At 46.3% G+C, this 17,669-nt stretch carries 15 protein-coding genes; 12 read left to right on the top strand and 3 right to left on the bottom strand.

Annotation, left to right across the window (positions count from 1 at the left end):
- Window positions 1-87: 87 nt before the first annotated feature.
- Window positions 88-642, bottom strand: a complete 555-nt coding sequence (locus tag U1F02_RS06480) for a TetR/AcrR family transcriptional regulator (protein ID WP_409989551.1) — start codon at window positions 640-642, stop codon at window positions 88-90.
- Between the two features lie 109 nt (window positions 643-751).
- On the opposite strand from U1F02_RS06480, the gene U1F02_RS06475 reads away from it, so the two are divergent.
- The 11 genes from U1F02_RS06475 (at window position 752) to U1F02_RS06425 (ending at window position 12,178) form a co-directional block, all read left to right on the top strand.
- A complete protein-coding gene (locus U1F02_RS06475) occupies window positions 752-1,441 on the top strand; it encodes an ABC transporter ATP-binding protein (RefSeq protein WP_409989550.1) in 690 nt (229 codons plus the stop codon).
- Window positions 1,438-3,798, top strand: coding sequence for an ABC transporter permease (locus tag U1F02_RS06470; RefSeq protein ID WP_409989549.1), 2,361 nt, complete (start codon window positions 1,438-1,440; stop codon window positions 3,796-3,798). Before U1F02_RS06475 ends, U1F02_RS06470 begins: the two co-directional genes overlap by 4 nt.
- 285 nt (window positions 3,799-4,083) lie before the next feature.
- Entirely contained in the window at window positions 4,084-4,521 is a 438-nt protein-coding gene (locus U1F02_RS06465; protein WP_409989548.1) for an NUDIX hydrolase, read from the top strand.
- Between the two features lie 45 nt (window positions 4,522-4,566).
- Window positions 4,567-5,703, top strand: a complete 1,137-nt coding sequence (gene mnmA / locus U1F02_RS06460) for a tRNA 2-thiouridine(34) synthase MnmA (protein ID WP_409989547.1) — start codon at window positions 4,567-4,569, stop codon at window positions 5,701-5,703.
- A gap of 33 nt (window positions 5,704-5,736) precedes the next feature.
- On the top strand, window positions 5,737-6,363 hold the full coding sequence (hflD, locus tag U1F02_RS06455; RefSeq protein ID WP_409989546.1) for a high frequency lysogenization protein HflD: 627 nt from the start codon (window positions 5,737-5,739) through the stop codon (window positions 6,361-6,363).
- A gap of 230 nt (window positions 6,364-6,593) precedes the next feature.
- The gene (gene purB / locus U1F02_RS06450; RefSeq protein ID WP_409989545.1) at window positions 6,594-7,985 is read left to right on the top strand and encodes an adenylosuccinate lyase; all 1,392 of its coding nucleotides are present in this window, start codon (window positions 6,594-6,596) and stop codon (window positions 7,983-7,985) included.
- 55 nt (window positions 7,986-8,040) lie between these two features.
- Window positions 8,041-8,850: a DUF2971 domain-containing protein gene (locus tag U1F02_RS06445; RefSeq protein WP_409989544.1), complete on the top strand. Its 810-nt coding sequence runs from the start codon at window positions 8,041-8,043 to the stop codon at window positions 8,848-8,850.
- Between the two features lie 407 nt (window positions 8,851-9,257).
- Entirely contained in the window at window positions 9,258-10,409 is a 1,152-nt protein-coding gene (locus U1F02_RS06440) for a JmjC domain-containing protein (protein WP_409989543.1), read from the top strand.
- A 47-nt stretch (window positions 10,410-10,456) separates the two neighbouring features.
- The gene (locus tag U1F02_RS06435) at window positions 10,457-10,909 is read left to right on the top strand and encodes a GNAT family N-acetyltransferase (protein WP_409989542.1); all 453 of its coding nucleotides are present in this window, start codon (window positions 10,457-10,459) and stop codon (window positions 10,907-10,909) included.
- On the top strand, window positions 10,902-11,402 hold the full coding sequence (locus tag U1F02_RS06430; protein ID WP_409989541.1) for a hypothetical protein: 501 nt from the start codon (window positions 10,902-10,904) through the stop codon (window positions 11,400-11,402). Before U1F02_RS06435 ends, U1F02_RS06430 begins: the two co-directional genes overlap by 8 nt.
- Window positions 11,403-11,674: 272 nt before the next feature.
- Window positions 11,675-12,178: an HU family DNA-binding protein gene (locus U1F02_RS06425; protein ID WP_409989540.1), complete on the top strand. Its 504-nt coding sequence runs from the start codon at window positions 11,675-11,677 to the stop codon at window positions 12,176-12,178.
- Window positions 12,179-12,242: 64 nt separating this feature from the next.
- On the opposite strand, the gene U1F02_RS06420 is transcribed toward U1F02_RS06425, so the two are convergent.
- Window positions 12,243-12,665 (bottom strand): HIT domain-containing protein, encoded by a 423-nt coding sequence (locus U1F02_RS06420; RefSeq protein WP_409989539.1) that lies wholly within the window; start codon window positions 12,663-12,665, stop codon window positions 12,243-12,245.
- Between the two features lie 109 nt (window positions 12,666-12,774).
- Between U1F02_RS06420 and U1F02_RS06415 the strand changes: the two genes are divergently transcribed.
- The gene (locus U1F02_RS06415) at window positions 12,775-14,502 is read left to right on the top strand and encodes a proline--tRNA ligase (protein ID WP_409989538.1); all 1,728 of its coding nucleotides are present in this window, start codon (window positions 12,775-12,777) and stop codon (window positions 14,500-14,502) included.
- A gap of 50 nt (window positions 14,503-14,552) precedes the next feature.
- Here U1F02_RS06415 and U1F02_RS06410 read toward each other — a convergent pair whose 3' ends face one another.
- On the bottom strand, window positions 14,553-17,669 hold the full coding sequence (locus U1F02_RS06410) for an efflux RND transporter permease subunit (RefSeq protein ID WP_409989537.1): 3,117 nt from the start codon (window positions 17,667-17,669) through the stop codon (window positions 14,553-14,555).

Raw genomic sequence — 17,669 nt, 5'->3', positions numbered from 1 at the left:
GGTGATCGTTAAACCATCGCGAAAACCAACCGAGAATTGACTCCAGATAAAGCTCAATAACCTCCCCTGCTTCGCAGCGAGGGAGGATTAGAGATTTTTTAGACTCTGTTCTAATCCCGGTAGTACCAGTTTCCTGAACGAATCATTCATTTCTTCCGCCGACAAGTGCTTACGCTCCAACCACCAGGCACTAGTTGCCCAGATAGAGCCTGCGATGTACAGCGCAATCAATTCTACTTTCGCTTGCTGCGCCGGAGAATATTTAGGAGAGTGAATTTCTGAAAGAATCAGTTCTGTCAGCATGCGCATAAAATAACGTTCAAAGGTGTAAAACTCTTCACGACCGACAAGATGGTCGTAAATCTCATGATGACTAATGATGTGTTGGTAATAAGGTAAGGTAAATGACAAAAAACCCGCCTGCGCGTCTACCACTGACACCAACCATTTGCGCAGCTGCCCCACGGAATTACGCAACACATCTTCCTTACCCGTAAAATGAGCGTAAAAAGTTGTGCGGCCGACTCCTGCTTTTTTGAGGATATCTTGTACGGTTAAATTGATGTAGCCTTTTTCAACCAACAGCAAATGAAATGCACCAAGTACCAGCTCCCTTGCGCTTAACTTTTCCGCTTTTGTCATAGTTTTTCTCTTCCCATTAAACCGAACAAATCAGGCGTTTTTGTTCTTCGCGAGTATAACAAAAAACACTATCTTGTCCTTTTACTGAATATAGGGACGAGAAAATACCTTGAAGACACAATCACTGGTTTCAATTTCCAATTTATATAAATCCTATGAATCTGCTGCAAATCCAGTCCATGTATTAGACAACATCAATTTGGAAATTGCTGCCGGTGAACGAATCGCCATCGTGGGCAAATCCGGTAGCGGCAAAACCACTTTAATTAATTTAATTACCGGAATTGATGCACCCACCTCCGGAGAAATTTTAATTCAAGACCAATCCATCACCGCCTTAAACCAAAATGCGTTGGCGCAATGGCGCGGCAAAAATGTCGGTATAGTGTTTCAATTTTTTCAACTCCTACCTACGCTAACAATCCTGGAAAATATCATTTTACCCATGGATTTGTGCAAACAATTTTCAAGAAAACAACGATCAGCGCGCGCACTTGAGCTGCTGGCGCGCGTCGGCATTGCAGAACACGCGAATAAATTACCTGCCGCACTTTCTGGTGGACAACAACAGCGCGCTGCCATTGCGCGTGCACTTGCCAACAATCCCCCACTCATAGTCGCCGACGAGCCTACGGGCAATCTTGATTCCGTTACCTCAAATGAAATTCTCACTTTATTTGGTGAACTCGCGCGTGAAGGGAAGACTTTAATTGCCGTAAGCCACGAACGGGACATCAGCCAACACGTGGACCGTGTAATTCACTTAAAAGACGGCGCGATTGTTGGAGTAACCCCATGAGAACCGCACTGCGCAAATTGTGGGGCGACTTGGTTGCAACGCCCGGTCGTTTTGCCATGATGATTATTGCCATAGCCCTATGTTCCGCTGCCATTATCGCAATGTTGCTCACTTACAAAGTGCTGACGCGTGAAATGCAGAGAAATTATCTCGATACCAATCCTGCGGCTGCACATCTTTTAATAGACACTTTGGGCGGAACTGACGAATCACCGAGGGCCTTGGCAGCATTGCGAAAAAATCCATTCATTACCGACGCTGAAATAGGCGAAAAAGTGTATTTTCAGGTTGAGGTGGCACCAAAAGAATTGGTTACGGCACTCATTTTTATTTCAGATGATCCACGTGATTTACACATTAACAAACCACAACTTGATCAAGGAAGCTGGCCAGCGGAAGGTGAAACATTATTAGAGCGCAAAGCGCTGGGAGTTGCAAAGCTCGAGGTGGGTGACTTCATTAAACTCCAAGGAAAAACATCTGCTCACCATCTCAAGATCAGCGGGTTAGTGCACGACCCCGCCCTTGCGCCCGCCAACACCGAGCACATGATTTATGGCTATATTTCACGCGCGACTTTTCAGGCATTGAACGAACCCGTTAGCAGCCGCTATTTAAAAATGACTGTTGCGCCTGAAAACATGAATCGCCCAGCCATAGAAAAGATTGCAGCAAATGCAATAAAAAATATCGCTGAGTTTATTCAAGTGTATGAAATTCATATTCCACCGCCGAATGTGCACCCCCACCAAACACAAATGATCTCCGGTTTGAATATGCTGTTTTTGTTCAGTTTACTGGCCGTTTTTTTGGGTGCTTTATTGATTGCAACCACCGTGTGGGGAATGCTTGCACAGCAGGTACGTCAAATTGGCATCATGAAGACATTAGGCGCCAGCTCATCACAAATCGCTGCACTCTATTTAACCTTGGTAACCGCCATAGGCTTAATAGCGGTGATGATTGGTTTTCCACTAGGCATCATGGCTGGTCGCGGGCTAGTAAATATGACAGCCGATTCACTTAATCTTAAGATTGTTGACAATGCACTTCCGCTAAGCTTGTGGATTTTGAATGGCACCTTTTGCGTGGGCTTGCCGGTGTTTTTGGCATATTTCCCCATTCGCCGCGCAGCCAATAAAAGTGTACGGGCTGCATTGGATGACCATGGTGTTGCAGAAACAAACATCAAAACATCTATCAATTTTTTATCGCCCTTGTGGGCTATGGTTCTGCGCAATCTTTCTCGTCGCCCTGGTCGATTAAGCTTTACGTTGTTGCTATTGGCATTTACTGGAGCGACTTTTTTATCCAGCCGGAATTTATTATCGTCCTGGAACCATTTAGCAATTGCTGCTCATGAGCATCGTCAGTATCAAATTGATATCAGCATTCCTGAAACGCAATTCACCGAATCAATTCAAGCTCTCGTGCAGAAAAACCCAGAGATCGCACACACGGAGTTTTTTAACCGGACAAGCGCGTCTGCTTCGCGTCCTGACGGATTAATTATAAAAGAGGTCTATCCCGATGGTGGGCACGGAAGCTTGAGTTTAACTAGGTTGCCAATAAAAACGCGGAGCATGTCTTTAAATATGCAGAGCGGGCACTGGCTTCAAAAAGCAGATGACATTGTTATTAATCAAATGGCTTACCATCAATTTTTTCCCGGCACAAACATTGGCGATGAAATTTATATTCACATTCAAAACGAAAATCGCACATTCAAATTAGCCGGAATTATTGAAGAGCCACTAACGGGAGCAAGCCTTTACGCGCCCTTGATATCGAACAAGGTAAATGGCCTTCGCGTCCAATTGCACAACACAGAGCCCGCCAATCTTGAGAAAATTGCCTCGCAACTAAAATTGCAATTTGCACAAGCGGGTGTGCCGATTAACAACCTTGTTACAGAAAATTTTCGCCAGCAAAGCGGCAAGGGTCACTTGATGATTATGGTGTTGATATTGGTCATGATCGCTGTAGTCATGGGTGTAGCTGGCCTGTTTAGTTTGGCCACCGTGATGAGCACCAATGTCAGTGAACGGTTACGAGAGTTTGCAGTCATGCGCAGCTTGGGTGCCGAAAACGCCACAATTTTTTCGCTGGTAATCAACGAAGTCTTTTTAATTGCGCTACTGAGTTATGTATTAAGCCTGCCAATTGCAACTGTGTTTTCAACATTAATGGCTCGCACTCTCAGTAATATTTCATTCCAACCATTGAGCCTCGCCTTTTCAATAAAAGGTTTAGTGATTTGGCTTGTTCTTGTTTTTGTGGGCGCGTTTGCCGCTAGCATTGCACCAGCGTTATATGCAACGCGTTTTAAGTTACGTGAAGTTCTCGCATTTTTATAAAGCTATTTTTGCTACACCCCTATTCCATTCAACCCATAAACTTAGGAGCGTATTATGAAAAAATCTGCACTTGTTTTAATCACCGTAGTTATAGCCATCGTCATTGTGATTGCCCTTGCACATCATTTGGACTTGGGCGCCACATTTAGAAAACTTCACGGAGGCTAGATTCGTACTTGCTGCAGCTCAATTTTTAATCCACCACTCAGGTAGAGCTTAGATCTACTGGAATTTGTATAGACACACACGCTAGGATTGCTGCTTTATAAAACTAAGGATCTCCAAATGACTTGGGCACCCCATGTAACTGTTGCCACCATTGTTGAACGCGATAATCGCTACCTCATGGTTTATGAAGAGGCTGACGGCAAAGAGGTTTACAACCAACCTGCCGGCCACTTGGACCCCGACGAAACCCTGTGCGAGGCCGCCATTCGTGAAGCCCTGGAGGAAACCGGGTGGACAATCAAATTAACAGGCGTTGTGGGGGTAAACCTTTACACCGCGCCGAGCAACGGTGTCACCTACATGCGCACCACCTTTATTGGTGAAGCTCTGACCCATGACGCTACCAGAAAGCTAGATACCGGCATCATCGAAGCCGTTTGGCTGACTTACGAAGAACTGGTTGCCCGTAAAGACCAGCTGCGCAGCCCCATGACCCTGCAAATTATTGAAGACTACCGCGCAGGCCGTCGTTTTCCCTTGGAAGTGGTTGGCTAACCCGCGTAAAATGCGCAGCTCACTTTCCCAGCTGTAGTTCGTCTTATGTCCCAATCTTCCGCTCAACCTCTAGTGATCGTCGGCATGTCCGGCGGTGTTGATTCTTCTGTATCGGCATTACTGCTCAAGCAACAGGGCTACCGTGTTGAAGGCCTGTTTATGAAGAATTGGGACGAGGATGACGGTACCGAATATTGCACGGCCAAAGCTGACTTGGCTGATGCTGAACGCGTATGTGAAAAGATCGGCATAAAACTGCATACCGCAAATTTTGCTGCTGAGTATTGGGATAACGTATTCGAACACTTCCTTGCCGAATACAAAGCCGGGCGCACCCCTAACCCGGACATCCTGTGCAATCGCGAAATCAAATTTAAGGTGTTTTTGGAGTACGCCAAAATTTTGGGTGGTGATTACATCGCGACTGGCCACTATGTTCGCCGCGCTGATCGCGATGGACACACCTATTTGCTGAAGGGCTTGGACCCAAACAAAGACCAAAGCTATTTTCTGCACGCCGTGGGCGAAGCGGAATTTGCCAAATCACTTTTCCCGGTGGGCGATATCGAAAAGCCTGAGGTTCGCCGCATTGCCGAAGAACACGGCCTGGTCACCCACAACAAAAAAGACAGCACCGGCATTTGTTTTATTGGCGAGCGCCGCTTTAAAGACTTTTTACAGCAATACCTTCCCGCCCAACCGGGCGAAATCCAAACACCGGACGGCACCGTCATTGGCCAGCACTCGGGCTTGATGTACCACACCATTGGCCAACGCCAAGGCTTGGGAATTGGCGGCGTTAAAGGCGCAAACGAAGAGCCCTGGTTCGTGGCTCGCAAGGATTTGGATCGCAATGTGTTGGTGGTTGTGCAAGGTACCGATCACCCGCTGCTGTACACCAATCACCTCATCGCGCAGCAAGCCCATTGGATTAACGGCGAGCCGAATGGCGACAAGCCTTTAAATTCAGATGGTACGCCCTCATCTAGCTTTACCTGTACCGCCAAAAACCGCTACCGGCAGGAAGATCAATCGTGCCGCGTAACCATTCTGGCGGATGGAACTTTAGACGTTCTTTTTGATGCCCCGCAGCGCGCCATCACACCCGGTCAGTCGGTTGTGTTTTACCAAGGCGATGTGTGCCTCGGCGGCGCTGTGATTGAGTCTACGGACAACGTCTAATTCCTTGCATAGACGCAACTACGAGTATTCACTGTGAGTAAAAACCTTCAAGACATTACCTTGGCGCTAGCGGGCGTTGTTCAAGCAACTATTTTGGTGAGCCAAGTTGCCAAAACTGGCTTTGCACAGCAAGACGCGTACAAGTGCAGCATTGAAAGCCTCTTTGACCTAAATCCGGCCAGCACGCTCGCGGTTTACGGCGGTAACGCGCAAAACCTGCGCCTCGGCTTGGAAGCCTTGCGCGATATGCTCGCCGGCAACCACAAACATCAAGAAGCCATGCGTTACGCCTTGGGCGCTTTGCATTTGCAAAAGAAACTGGCGGGCCGCCGCGACATGATGAACACCATCGGCTCGCGCGTGTCACAAGCCGCCAGCCAAGCAGAACACTTCAGCTCAACCCACGACAACGTGGTTGGCAACCTAGGCCAAATCTACAGCGAAACCATAAGCACCTTCCGTTTTCGCATTCAGGTGATGGGCGACTACAATTACCTGCAACAACCGCGAATCGCCAGCCAAATACGCGCACTTCTATTAGCGGCCATACGCTCTGCCATGCTGTGGCGCCAGTTGGGCGGAACTCGCTGGCAGCTGCTCCTGCAGCGGAAAGCCATCGCATCGCAAGTCGATAAGCTGTTGAGTGGATTACCTTACTGAACCCGTGAAAACGCCTGAAAAATCAGGCGTTTTCAGTTATGATGGCGGCCTTTTCAAAACAGGGTCAAACCTCTCTTGCAGAGGTATAAAACAGAGAACAGTTAGCCGAAGAGCTACCAAGAGATAGCGCGTCACCAGATGAAGCACCAAAACGCGCGCAACACCTACTTGTTTTGCTAACCGCCCAATTTATTTTTTGTTTTTAATTTTTACTTTTCAAGAGAACCCGAATGGCTCCTACATCCAACGACTCCTTTGCAACACTCACCGCGCTCAATGCTGTATCACCTGTTGATGGCCGCTACGGCAACCGCACCATTGCATTGCGTAAAATTTTCAGTGAATTTGGTTTGATTCGTTTCCGCGTAGAAGTGGAAGTTCGTTGGTTGCAACAACTCAGCCGTCATGCAGGCATTCCTGAAGTTCCCGCGTTTAGCGCTGCAACTAATGCACAACTGGATGCGATTGTAGAAAACTTCAGTGAACTCGATGCGCAAGCCGTTAAAACGATCGAACGCACCACCAACCACGACGTTAAAGCGGTTGAATACTTCCTGAAGAACAAATTCGCGGGCAATGCAGAATTAGAAGCGGTATTGGAATTCGTTCACTTCGCCTGTACCTCAGAAGATATCAATAACCTTTCGCACGCATTGATGTTGAAAGCAGGCCGTGAAGAATTTATTAAAGACGCGCAAGCGATTATCGATGGCGTAGTAAAACTCGCCCATGATTACGCGGAAGACGCCATGCTCTCACGCACTCATGGCCAAACCGCATCGCCAACTACCGTTGGTAAAGAAATGGCGAACGTTGCTGCGCGCCTGCGCCGCCAATTGAAACTGGTTAAAGACGTAGAATTACTCGGAAAAATTAACGGCGCTGTAGGCAACTACAACGCACACATTTCTGCTTATCCAGAAGTGGATTGGCAAGCCAACGCGCAACAATTTGTAGAGAGCTTGGGCTTAACCTGGAACCCTTACACTACCCAAATTGAACCACACGATTACATCGCCGAATTGTTTGATGCCATAGCGCGTTTCAACACCATCGTTATCGATTTCGACCGTGATATTTGGGGCTATATTTCTTACGGTTACTTCAAGCAAAAAACCATTGCGGGCGAAGTGGGGTCATCCACCATGCCGCACAAAGTTAATCCGATTGATTTTGAAAACTCCGAAGGTAACTTGGGTATCGCCAACGCGGTATTTACTCACCTCGCGCAAAAATTGCCTATTTCTCGTTTCCAACGCGACTTAACCGATTCAACCGTATTGCGTAACATGGGGGTTGGTTTTGGTTATGTGATGATTGCTTTTGCATCAACCTTAAAAGGCATGGGCAAACTCGAAATTAACCGCGCGCGCCTCGCGCAAGACTTGGATAACGCCTGGGAAGTATTGGCCGAGCCAATTCAAACCATTATGCGCCGTTACAATGTTGATGAGCCTTACGAGAAGCTGAAGGCATTAACTCGCGGACAAACTATCACTAAAGAAGTATTGGCAGCCTTCGTTGAGACTTTGGATATTCCAGAGCATGCGAAACAAGCCATGCGTGAGCTAACACCCGCAAATTATATTGGGAATGCGGTAGCGCAGGCTAAAGCGATTTGATATTTAAACTGACAAACAAAAGAGCCCTTAAGGGCTCTTTTTACAAATAACAACCATGAAGAAACCTAAGACTATATATAAATATGAACCCTTTTCCGTCCAGAGCTTAAAAAATCTTAAAGCTCAATCTATATTTTACGGCTCACCTTTAAACTTTAACGACCCTTACGATTGCGCATTAAAAGCAAGCATTTTGCCTCCTACTAAAAACGAAATTGAAAAAGTTAGAGCAAAATATTTGGCAAAAAATAACTTGCCTCCTCATGTCACTTTTCACCTTAAATCATCTAGCGCCGATGAATTACTAAGTTTTTTTGTCAATGTAGCAAAAAAAGCCTTACAAGATCATAGTGAAAATTTTCTATCTACAAGAGGTGTCACATGTTTTTCAGAGATAAACAACGACTTATTAATGTGGTCACGCTACGGTGGCAATTATAAAGGATTTTGCTTAGCCTTTGACACTGAGCACATCCCCTTCAATCAAATCAGAAAAGTAATTTACACCTCGAAAATGCCAAAGATATCCTTAACCAATATAATACTTGAGGATGACTTAACAGAGATCTTAAATTTATTTTGCACAAAATCAAGCTCTTGGAGTTATGAAAAAGAATGGAGAGGCATACACGATGAAGCGAATATTCAATTCACTTATCCAGCTGCTGCGTTAAAAGGCGTCTACTTTGGTCCTGACATTGATTTTGAATCATTTGAAATAATAGCGTTAATCCTTGCGGGTCAAAATCCAGATGTAGAGTTGTGGGAAGGAAAGCGTAGCACCGAGGATTTTAAAGTTCTTTTTAGAAAAGTAACTTATATGAGCTTTATTGAAGCCAAACAAAAAGGTATTCATACACAATAATCCCTATTCTCAATTTTTAAGCTGGCAAACAGGAGCTTAGGATTGAAAAATATTAGCTTTACTCTTTTACAGTTGTGCTACCCGCTAGACTAAATACTAACTTGTAACCCAAATCAAAAAGTAAAGTACAACATTACACATTTGATATGGCACCAATCGGGTCCGATGCGAGTTCGCCGAGCATTGGAGGAAAATTGCCGGAAAACGCACAGGACGTGCGTTTTAGTGACGATGCGACATGGATGTCGCACCGGAACGACGGCAATTTTCCGAAACGCGCAGGAAACCGAACGAGTTGGGTGTATTTTCTTTTGCTTACTTTTCTTTGGACAAGCAAAGAAAAGTGAGGCCTGCGGCAGGCAAGCATCTACAAACGATACTTAATAGACGAAATATTCGAGTACAAAATGACAATACCTTTGACCCATCTCGGCGATATGCCCATCCAAAAATTTTTGCTGGAATACTGGCAAAAGAAACCTTTATTAATTCGTAACGCATTCCCCAATTTCCAATCGCCTATCGACGGTGATGAGCTTGCAGGCTTGGCGCTGGAAGAAGAGGTTGAATCGCGAATTATTCTGGAAAACGGCAAGACCAAATGGGAATTGCGCAATGGTCCCTTTGATGAAGATACTTTTGCATCACTCCCTGAAACTCATTGGACTTTGTTAGTTCAGGCCGTAGATCAATGGGTGCCTGAAGTAAATTTGCTGCTAGATAATTTCCGGTTTATTCCTAACTGGCGCCTGGATGACATCATGATCAGCTTTGCGCCCGATCAAGGCAGCGTAGGCCCGCATTTTGATTACTACGATGTATTTTTATTGCAAGGTCTTGGCAAACGCCATTGGAAAATTGGCCAGCAGTGCGATGTAAATTCACCTCACCTGCAAGGCACCCAGCTCCATATTTTGGAAAGTTTTGAGACTCAAGACGAATGGGTACTTGAACCCGGCGATATGCTTTACATTCCGCCCGGTGTTGCACATTGGGGCGTTGCGCAAGGCGACTGCATGACCTATTCGATTGGATTCCGCGCGCCTAGCCATGCGTCGATTGTGGATGAACTGAGCCACGACATCGCCCAAAGCTTAAATAATGATTTGCGGTTTAGTGACCCTTACCTGAAGCTTCAGGATAACCCAGGCGAAATTAACGCGGACGCCATTGCGCAAATTCAGGACATCATTAAGCAACATTTCACTGCGGAAAATATCGCCCATTGGTTCGGCAAACATATGACTGAACGCAAATACGGGCAAGATGACATCGAAAGCGACGACGAAATTACGGCTGATGATTGGCAAGCAGCGCTGGCAGAAGGGCAAATGTTATGGCGTCACCCTGCTGCGCGTTTAGCATTTCACACACAGAATGATTCAACACAATTGTTTGCCGATGGCCACGCTTTTTGCTGCTCCCGCGAACTCGCTGAATTAGTCTGTGCGCAACTCGAAATTACCTGGGAACAAATTAAACCTTTAGTTGAAGACCTGTATGATCGTGCGGTCATTACCCAATTGATCAATCAGGAAACACTCTTGGTCGATGAATGAGTAACGAGCTTTAATGCTAATTTTTTGACGTAGCCGATATTGAGAATATGAAAATTATCGCGACTGACTGGCAAACACATGGACAGGAACTACGAGCTATTCGTGAACAAGTTTTCATGCAAGAACAACAGGTGCCTATAGCGGATGAGTGGGACGACAAGGATGAAACTGCGATTCACTTTCTTGTACAAAATGCTCGGGGTGAGGCCATTGCTTGCGCTCGCCTATTACTGGAGAATCAGTCTCTGCTGCACATTGGCCGCGTTGCGGTTTTGAAAGCGCACCGCCATAGCGGTGTTGGCCGGCAATTAATGCACGAATTAGTCGCCTACTGCAAAGAACATCATGTGGGCTGCCCTATTTATTTGCACGCACAAACCCAGCGCCAAGCCTTTTACGAGCACTTGGGGTTTGTGGCACGCGGCTCAGTTTTTATGGATGCAGGTATTCCGCACATTGAAATGTGGTGCGGTCACAACGCAAGAGAAGACTATGAGTGAAGCATCATCTGTCAGCCCTGAACTTTTTTTGCTGCATTCGGTGGGCGATTTTCAGGTTGAGTCCTTAAAGCTGGTGCAACAAACACGGCGCTCAATTGCAATCCTCAGCCGCGATTTGGATCAACTCGTTTACGGCAGCTCTGAATTCGTTGAAGCTCTTTCAAATTTCTCGCGCACCAGCCGTTACGCACAAGTACAAATTCTTGTTAAGAATTCAAAACAACTGGTGGAAACTGGCCATCAGCTAGCAAAGCTTCACCAACGTCTTTCCAGCAAAATTATGCTGCGCAAATTGACTGTAGAACCACAAAACACCGACATGGGGTTTATGCTCTGCGATACAGATGCGCTTCTTTATAAAAATGATGAGTCCAGCTACAAAGGTTTTGCAAATTTTAATGCCGCCATTGAAGTAAAGCGCTTGCGCGAAACCTTCGATTATATTTGGCAATACGGCGAACCCGAGCCCGAGTTACAACAGCTCTTCATTTAGCCATTTATTTAATTGAGTGCAGAACAACGAGATTTACTCGGCAAAAAGCGCGTTCAACACAAATATTTGCACTTTTCTTCGGGAATTAGCCCAGTTTTTTGTTGCTGATTCCATTTTAATCCTTTATATATAGCTCCAATCCTTGCACTAGGTATTTTGAGCCTAGAAAAACAGGGGTTTTCGAGCGAGCCACAAGTAGCGCATCGACCGATTGAGCCGCTTGCTTACAGAATAAACATACCTAACGATCATCTCAAATAAAGGAATCCACCATGGTTGCTAAAAAGACTCCTGCTGCAAAGCCTGCTGCCGCTAAAGCCGCTGCAAAACCTGCCGCCAAAGCTAAAGCTGCACCAAAAGCTGCCGCCAAACCAGCTCCAAAAGCCGCTGCCAAAAAAGCACCAGCTAAAGCTGCTCCAGCGAAAAAAGCACCTGCTGTTAAAGCAGCTCCTGCAGTTGTTAAACCAATTGCTGAGCGTCAAAACAAAACTCAAATGTTGCAACAAATTGCTGATGCAACTCAGTTGAGCAAAAAGCAAGTTCAGTCAGTGTTGGACGAATTGACCAACGTAATTGAAGGCCATGTTAAGAAGAAAGGTATTGGCGAGTTCGTTCTGCCAGGCTTGTTGAAAATCACCACCGTGAAAAAGCCAGCGACCAAAGCGCGTAAAGGCATTAACCCATTCACTGGCGAAGAAGTGATGTTCAAAGCTAAACCAGCTAGCACTTCTGTAAAAGTTCGTCCGTTGAAAAAACTGAAGGAAATGGCTCTTTAATTAGCCTTGCCCTGAAAAACAAAAACCCCGCTTATGCGGGGTTTTTTTATTTGCTCAAATTTTATCAAACCACTGTAAAGCCTTCACCCACCAATGCATTTTGCAAACGCTTAACCAGCTCCGACCACGCCGACGAGGTATAGTCTTTTGCCGGTAATTTGCCCCAAACAGGTTGTGGCCAAGCTGGGTCATTTTCAAAGCGTGCTATGTGATGAACGTGTAGTTGACGCACCACGTTGCCCAGCGCCGCCACGTTCATTTTGTGTGCATCAAACAAGCTGGTCATCACCTCAGAGAGGCGGCTGGATTCCCTGATCAACTGTACCTGTTCTTCTTCGCTCAAGTGATGGATTTCAAATACATCCTCCACTTGCGGCACCAGAATGCACCATGGGTAATTAGCGTCTTTACTGAGCAGCAGCAGCGACAAATCAAAGCGACCAATAACGACCGAATCCGCGGCCAAACGGGGGTGGAGTTCAAACATAATATTTACCTCTGCTAATCAGTAGATTGGCGCCTGTACCAATTGCGCTCGGCACCGTAGAATATGCGTCTTTCATTCCATTATAGCCACTTTGCGAAGAATCCTATCTATGCGTTCCAGTCGATTTTTAATTGCAACCTTAAAAGAAACCCCTGCCGATGCAGAAGTTATTAGCCATCAGTTAATGCTACGTGCGGGCATGATCCGCAAGCTGGCGTCAGGCCTTTACACTTGGCTGCCCTTAGGGCTGCGTGTACTGCGCAAGGTTGAAAATATTATTCGTAGCGAGATGGATAAATCTGGCGCACAAGAAGTGATGATGCCTGTAGTACAACCCGCAGAGCTTTGGGAAGAATCTGGCCGCTGGCAACAATATGGCCCTGAGTTGTTGCGTATTAGCGATCGCCACAATCGTCCTTTCTGTTTGGGCCCAACGCACGAAGAAGTTATCACCGATTTGATTCGTAACGAGATCAACAGCTACAAACAACTGCCCGCTAATTTTTATCAAATCCAGACTAAATTCCGCGATGAAGTTCGCCCACGTTTCGGCGTAATGCGCTCACGCGAATTTATTATGAAAGACGCCTACTCCTTCCATAACACCACAGAATCCTTGCAAGAAACTTATGATGTTATGCATCAAACCTACTGCAATATTTTTACGCGTTTAGGTTTGGAGTTCCGCCCGGTGCTGGCCGATACAGGTTCAATTGGTGGTGCCTTTTCGCATGAGTTCCACGTCTTGGCCGCGAGCGGTGAAGACGCAATTGTATTCAGCAACGGTAGCGATTACGCAGCTAACACTGAAAAAGCGGAAGCCTTGCCGCCATCAACGCCTCGCCCTGCCCCACAACATTTGATGAAGGAAGTGGCAACGCCGGGTGCGCACAGCATCGAAGAAGTTTGCGCCTTTTTGAAAGTATCGCCAGAGCAAACACTCAAAACCTTAATTGTGTTGGGTGAAGTGCGCGAAGATAAAACGCAACCACTCGTTGCATTGGTGATTCGTGGTGATCACGAGCTGAACGATATTAAAGCCGAGAAGCTCACTGGCGTGGCTGCTCCGCTGACCTTCGCACCTGAAGCACGTATTAAAGCGGAGCTGGGTGTAAGCGTTGGGTCTATCGGACCTGTTGGTTTAAATATTCCCGTCATAGTTGACCATTCAGCAGCCCACGCCGCTGACTTCGTGTGCGGCGCCAATAAAGATGGCTTCCACCTGACGGGAGTGAACTGGGGACGCGATGCGCAACTCACCTTGGTTGCCGATATTCGCAACGTAGTTGCGGGCGATCCAAGCCCCTGCGGTAAAGGTACCTTGGAAATTAAACGGGGTATTGAAGTTGGCCACATCTTCCAACTCGGCACCAAATATTCAGAAGCCTTGAAAGCTCGCGTGCTCGACGAAAACGGCAAAGAGCAAACCATGATTATGGGTTGCTACGGTATTGGCGTAACCCGTGTTGTTGCTGCAGCTATCGAACAAAACTTCGATGAGAACGGCATTATATGGACAGATGCGATCGCACCATTCCACGTCGCAATCGTGCCGATCAATATGAATAAGTCAGAAGCCGTAGCGAAAAAGGCGGAAGAAATTTACACCGCGCTGCAAGCTGCAGGCATTGATGTATTGTTTATGGACGATGAAAAAGCACGTTTGGGTGTTCAGCTGGCCAACACTGATTTGATGGGTATTCCACACCGTATCGTTATCGGCGACCGTGGTTTGGAAGCGGGTAGCATTGAATACAAAGGCCGCCGCGATGCAGAGAAACAAGAAGTTCCTGTCGCGGAGATTGTTGAGTTCCTAAAAGCGCGTATTAAGATTTAAGTTCACGACTCGCTAGCCGCTTTTGCGGCTAGCGAGTTTTCCCTTCTCGATTATTCATCTACCGCATTAAAACGCGCAATTTCCTGTTCAAGCTTTTTGCTTACATCTTTTGGTGAACCCGTGTTTTTTGCCAAGAGAGCATAAGCAACGGGAACCACAAACAGCGTAAAAAATGTCGCAACGATTACGCCAGAAATTACCACCACACCGATTACAAAACGGGTTTCTGAACCCGCACCGGACGATATAACCAAAGGCAACGCACCAGCCACCGCGGTTAAACTGGTCATAATAATTGGACGCAAACGTGCAGATGAAGCTTCAAGCAATGCTTGGGTAAACTCTACACCTCGGTCACGTAGCTGATTAGTAAATTCAACAATCAGAATGCCGTTTTTCGCCGCCAAACCTATCAACATAATTAAACCAATCTGCGAATAGAGGTTCATGGTACTGCCTGTTATCCACAAACCTAATAATCCACCTGCGATGGCGAGCGGAACAGTGAGCATAATAACAAAGGGGTGGACGTAGCTTTCGAACTGCGCTGCTAACACGAGGTAGGTAATTAAAATACCTAGGGCAAACATAAAGAACATAGAGCCGCTGGAATTTTTGAAATCGCGTGACATGCCGCGATAATCTACCGTTGCTGTTGGCGGTAAATTTTCTTTTACGAGCTGATTTAAATAATTAAGAGATTCGCCCAAGGTATATTTTCCGTCGAGCCCCGCTTCAATCGTAAGCGAGCGAATGCGGTTGTAGCGATTCAATCGGCTGGCGTCAGCTACTTCAGTAAGAGTGACCACGTTGGCCAAGGGAATCAATTTACCGGTAGAATCCGAGCGAACATACATATTTTCCAAACTATTTTTAGTTCGCTGTTCGTCGCGCTCACCTTGAACGAGTAAATCATATTCTTCACCCTGTTCGATATAGGTTGTTACTTTGCGCGAACCCAATAAGGTTTCCAGCGTATGACCCACATTGCTAACACTTACACCTAACGCAGCGGCACGGTCAGTATCAACCCGCACCTCTATTTGCGGTTTGGTTTCTTTGTAGTCCCAATCGATGTTGGTTAAGCCGGGATTATTTTGATTAATTTTTTCTAACAGGATATCGCGCCACTGCGCAAGCTCCTCATAGGTGCCGCCACCAATTACAAATTGGACTGGCTTGGATGAACCACTCGCAAATCCCTGACGCATGACCAAGGATGTTGTCACGCCGGGTAAATCACTAATTTTTGCTTTGATCTCATCCATAATAACAAACGCGTTACGACGCTCGCTCCAATCATTCAACGCAACAATTGCAACACCGCCATTAAAACTTTCGAAAGTTCCAAACGCACGCGGAGCACGAACCATTAAGCGCGACACCTCGCCAGATTCCACATAAGGCATAACGCGCTTTTCAATCTCTGCCATGTATTCTTCCATGTAATCGTAGGTGGCGCCCTCTGGGCCATTGATCATAATCTGGAAGTTGCCGCGGTCTTCTTTAGGCGCGTATTCCGTTGGAATAAACACAGCCATTAAAAAACATACGCAAAGCATAAAAATGAACACAGCGATGGTAATAGGTTTTTTTCCCAGACTTTTTAAAATTACTTTTTTGTACAAATCACGTAGCTGATGCATTTTCACATCAACTTTTTCCACTAAGGCCACACGTTTAGTTTCTTTGCGTAAAATTTTTGAAGCGAGCATTGGCGAAAGGGTCAAAGCCACTAAAGCGGAGAAAGCAACAGACGCCGCCATAGTAATGGCGAACTCGGAAAACAGACGGCCGACATCACCCTTTACAAATACGATAGGAATGAAGATCGAAATTAGTACAAGCGTCGTAGCTATAACGGCAAAACCAACTTCGCGCACACCATCGTAAGCCGCCAACAAAACAGGTTTTCCTTTTTCTTCGATGTGCCGAACTATATTCTCAAGTACAACAATCGCATCATCCACAACCAAACCTATGGCTAAGACCAGCGCCAATAAGGTGAGCATGTTTACCGAAAAATTTAATGCAGCTAGCACTGTAAAAGTCGCAACGATAGAAACCGGCACAGCCACCGCGGGTATGAGCATTGCCCGCACGCTACCCAAGAAAACATAAATAACACCCACAACCAACAACACTGCGAGCACCAAAGTAATGTAAACCTCGTGAATGGCTCGCTCGATAAAAATCGCACTATTGTAACTATCCTCAATGCTCATACCTTTTGGCAAATTAGCATTCATGCGCAGTTTTTCTTCCTTAACGCCGCGAGCCACATCCAGTGTATTTGCTGTAGATTGTTTTGCGATACCTATACCGACTTGCGCAACGCCATTACCGCGAAACAGGTTTCGGTCTTCAACCGTGCCTTTCTCAACCTTTGCGATATCGCCTAAACGAATTAGATGACCATCAGCGGCATGTTTTACAACCAACCGCGAAAACTGTTCATCTGTGCGATAGGTTCTCGCCATTCGCACTGTGTATTGCCGATCTTTTGATTCAACACTACCCGCTGGCAATTCAACGTTTTCCGTGCGCAATGCGTTTTCAATATCGTTTACCGTGAGGTTATGCGCAGCGAGCTTTTTTCTATCGAGCCACACTCGCATGGCGTAACGCTGCTCACCGCCGATGCGAACACGCGCAACACCTTCCACCGCAGAAAATTTATCTACCACATAACGCTTCGCGTAATCTGATAACTCCGGCACCGTCATGCCTTCACCAGCGAGACTCATCCACACAATAACTTCGTCATCGGAATTAATTTTTTGAACTTCTGGTGCAGTAGCTTCAATCGGCAAAGAACTCACCGCACTGGAAACTTTATCGCGAATATCGTTGGCCGCTGCTTCAATATCGTGCTCAATGTTAAACGTGACGGTGATATTGGAGACACCGTTTTCACTGCTGGATTCGATGTAACGAATACCTTCTACACCAGCAATCCGGTCTTCCAATGGTTTGGTAATACGCGTTTCAACGATATTGGCTGCTGCACCGGGATAGGAGGTGCGAATAGAAACAATTGGCGGGTCTATGTTGGGGTATTCACGCAGTGACAATCGATCGAATGCAAGAATACCGAAGGCCAACAACAACAGCGAAATAACAGACGCGAAAACCGGTCGTCGAATAGAAACATCGGAGAGCATCAT

The sequence above is a fragment of the Cellvibrio sp. genome (assembly GCF_046347455.1).
Taxonomy (GTDB): Bacteria; Pseudomonadota; Gammaproteobacteria; order Pseudomonadales; family Cellvibrionaceae; genus Cellvibrio.
The sequence above is the reverse complement of the archived record's forward strand: the minus strand, read 5'-3'. Positions and strand labels throughout refer to the sequence as shown.

Bases quoted from the DNA above. Each gene is read 5' to 3' on its own strand.
- U1F02_RS06420 (WP_409989539.1), bottom strand. From the start codon at position 12,665: ATGTTTGAACTCCACCCCCGTTTGGCCGCGGATTCGGTCGTTATTGGT.
- U1F02_RS06430 (WP_409989541.1), top strand. From the start codon at position 10,902: ATGAGTGAAGCATCATCTGTCAGCCCTGAACTTTTTTTGCTGCATTCG.
- U1F02_RS06480 (WP_409989551.1), bottom strand. From the start codon at position 642: ATGACAAAAGCGGAAAAGTTAAGCGCAAGGGAGCTGGTACTTGGTGCA.
- U1F02_RS06425 (WP_409989540.1), top strand. From the start codon at position 11,675: ATGGTTGCTAAAAAGACTCCTGCTGCAAAGCCTGCTGCCGCTAAAGCC.
- U1F02_RS06445 (WP_409989544.1), top strand. From the start codon at position 8,041: ATGAAGAAACCTAAGACTATATATAAATATGAACCCTTTTCCGTCCAG.
- U1F02_RS06415 (WP_409989538.1), top strand. From the start codon at position 12,775: ATGCGTTCCAGTCGATTTTTAATTGCAACCTTAAAAGAAACCCCTGCC.
- U1F02_RS06465 (WP_409989548.1), top strand. From the start codon at position 4,084: ATGACTTGGGCACCCCATGTAACTGTTGCCACCATTGTTGAACGCGAT.
- mnmA (WP_409989547.1), top strand. From the start codon at position 4,567: ATGTCCCAATCTTCCGCTCAACCTCTAGTGATCGTCGGCATGTCCGGC.
- purB (WP_409989545.1), top strand. From the start codon at position 6,594: ATGGCTCCTACATCCAACGACTCCTTTGCAACACTCACCGCGCTCAAT.
- U1F02_RS06435 (WP_409989542.1), top strand. From the start codon at position 10,457: ATGAAAATTATCGCGACTGACTGGCAAACACATGGACAGGAACTACGA.
- U1F02_RS06470 (WP_409989549.1), top strand. From the start codon at position 1,438: ATGAGAACCGCACTGCGCAAATTGTGGGGCGACTTGGTTGCAACGCCC.
- U1F02_RS06410 (WP_409989537.1), bottom strand. From the start codon at position 17,669: ATGATGCTCTCCGATGTTTCTATTCGACGACCGGTTTTCGCGTCTGTT.
- U1F02_RS06440 (WP_409989543.1), top strand. From the start codon at position 9,258: ATGACAATACCTTTGACCCATCTCGGCGATATGCCCATCCAAAAATTT.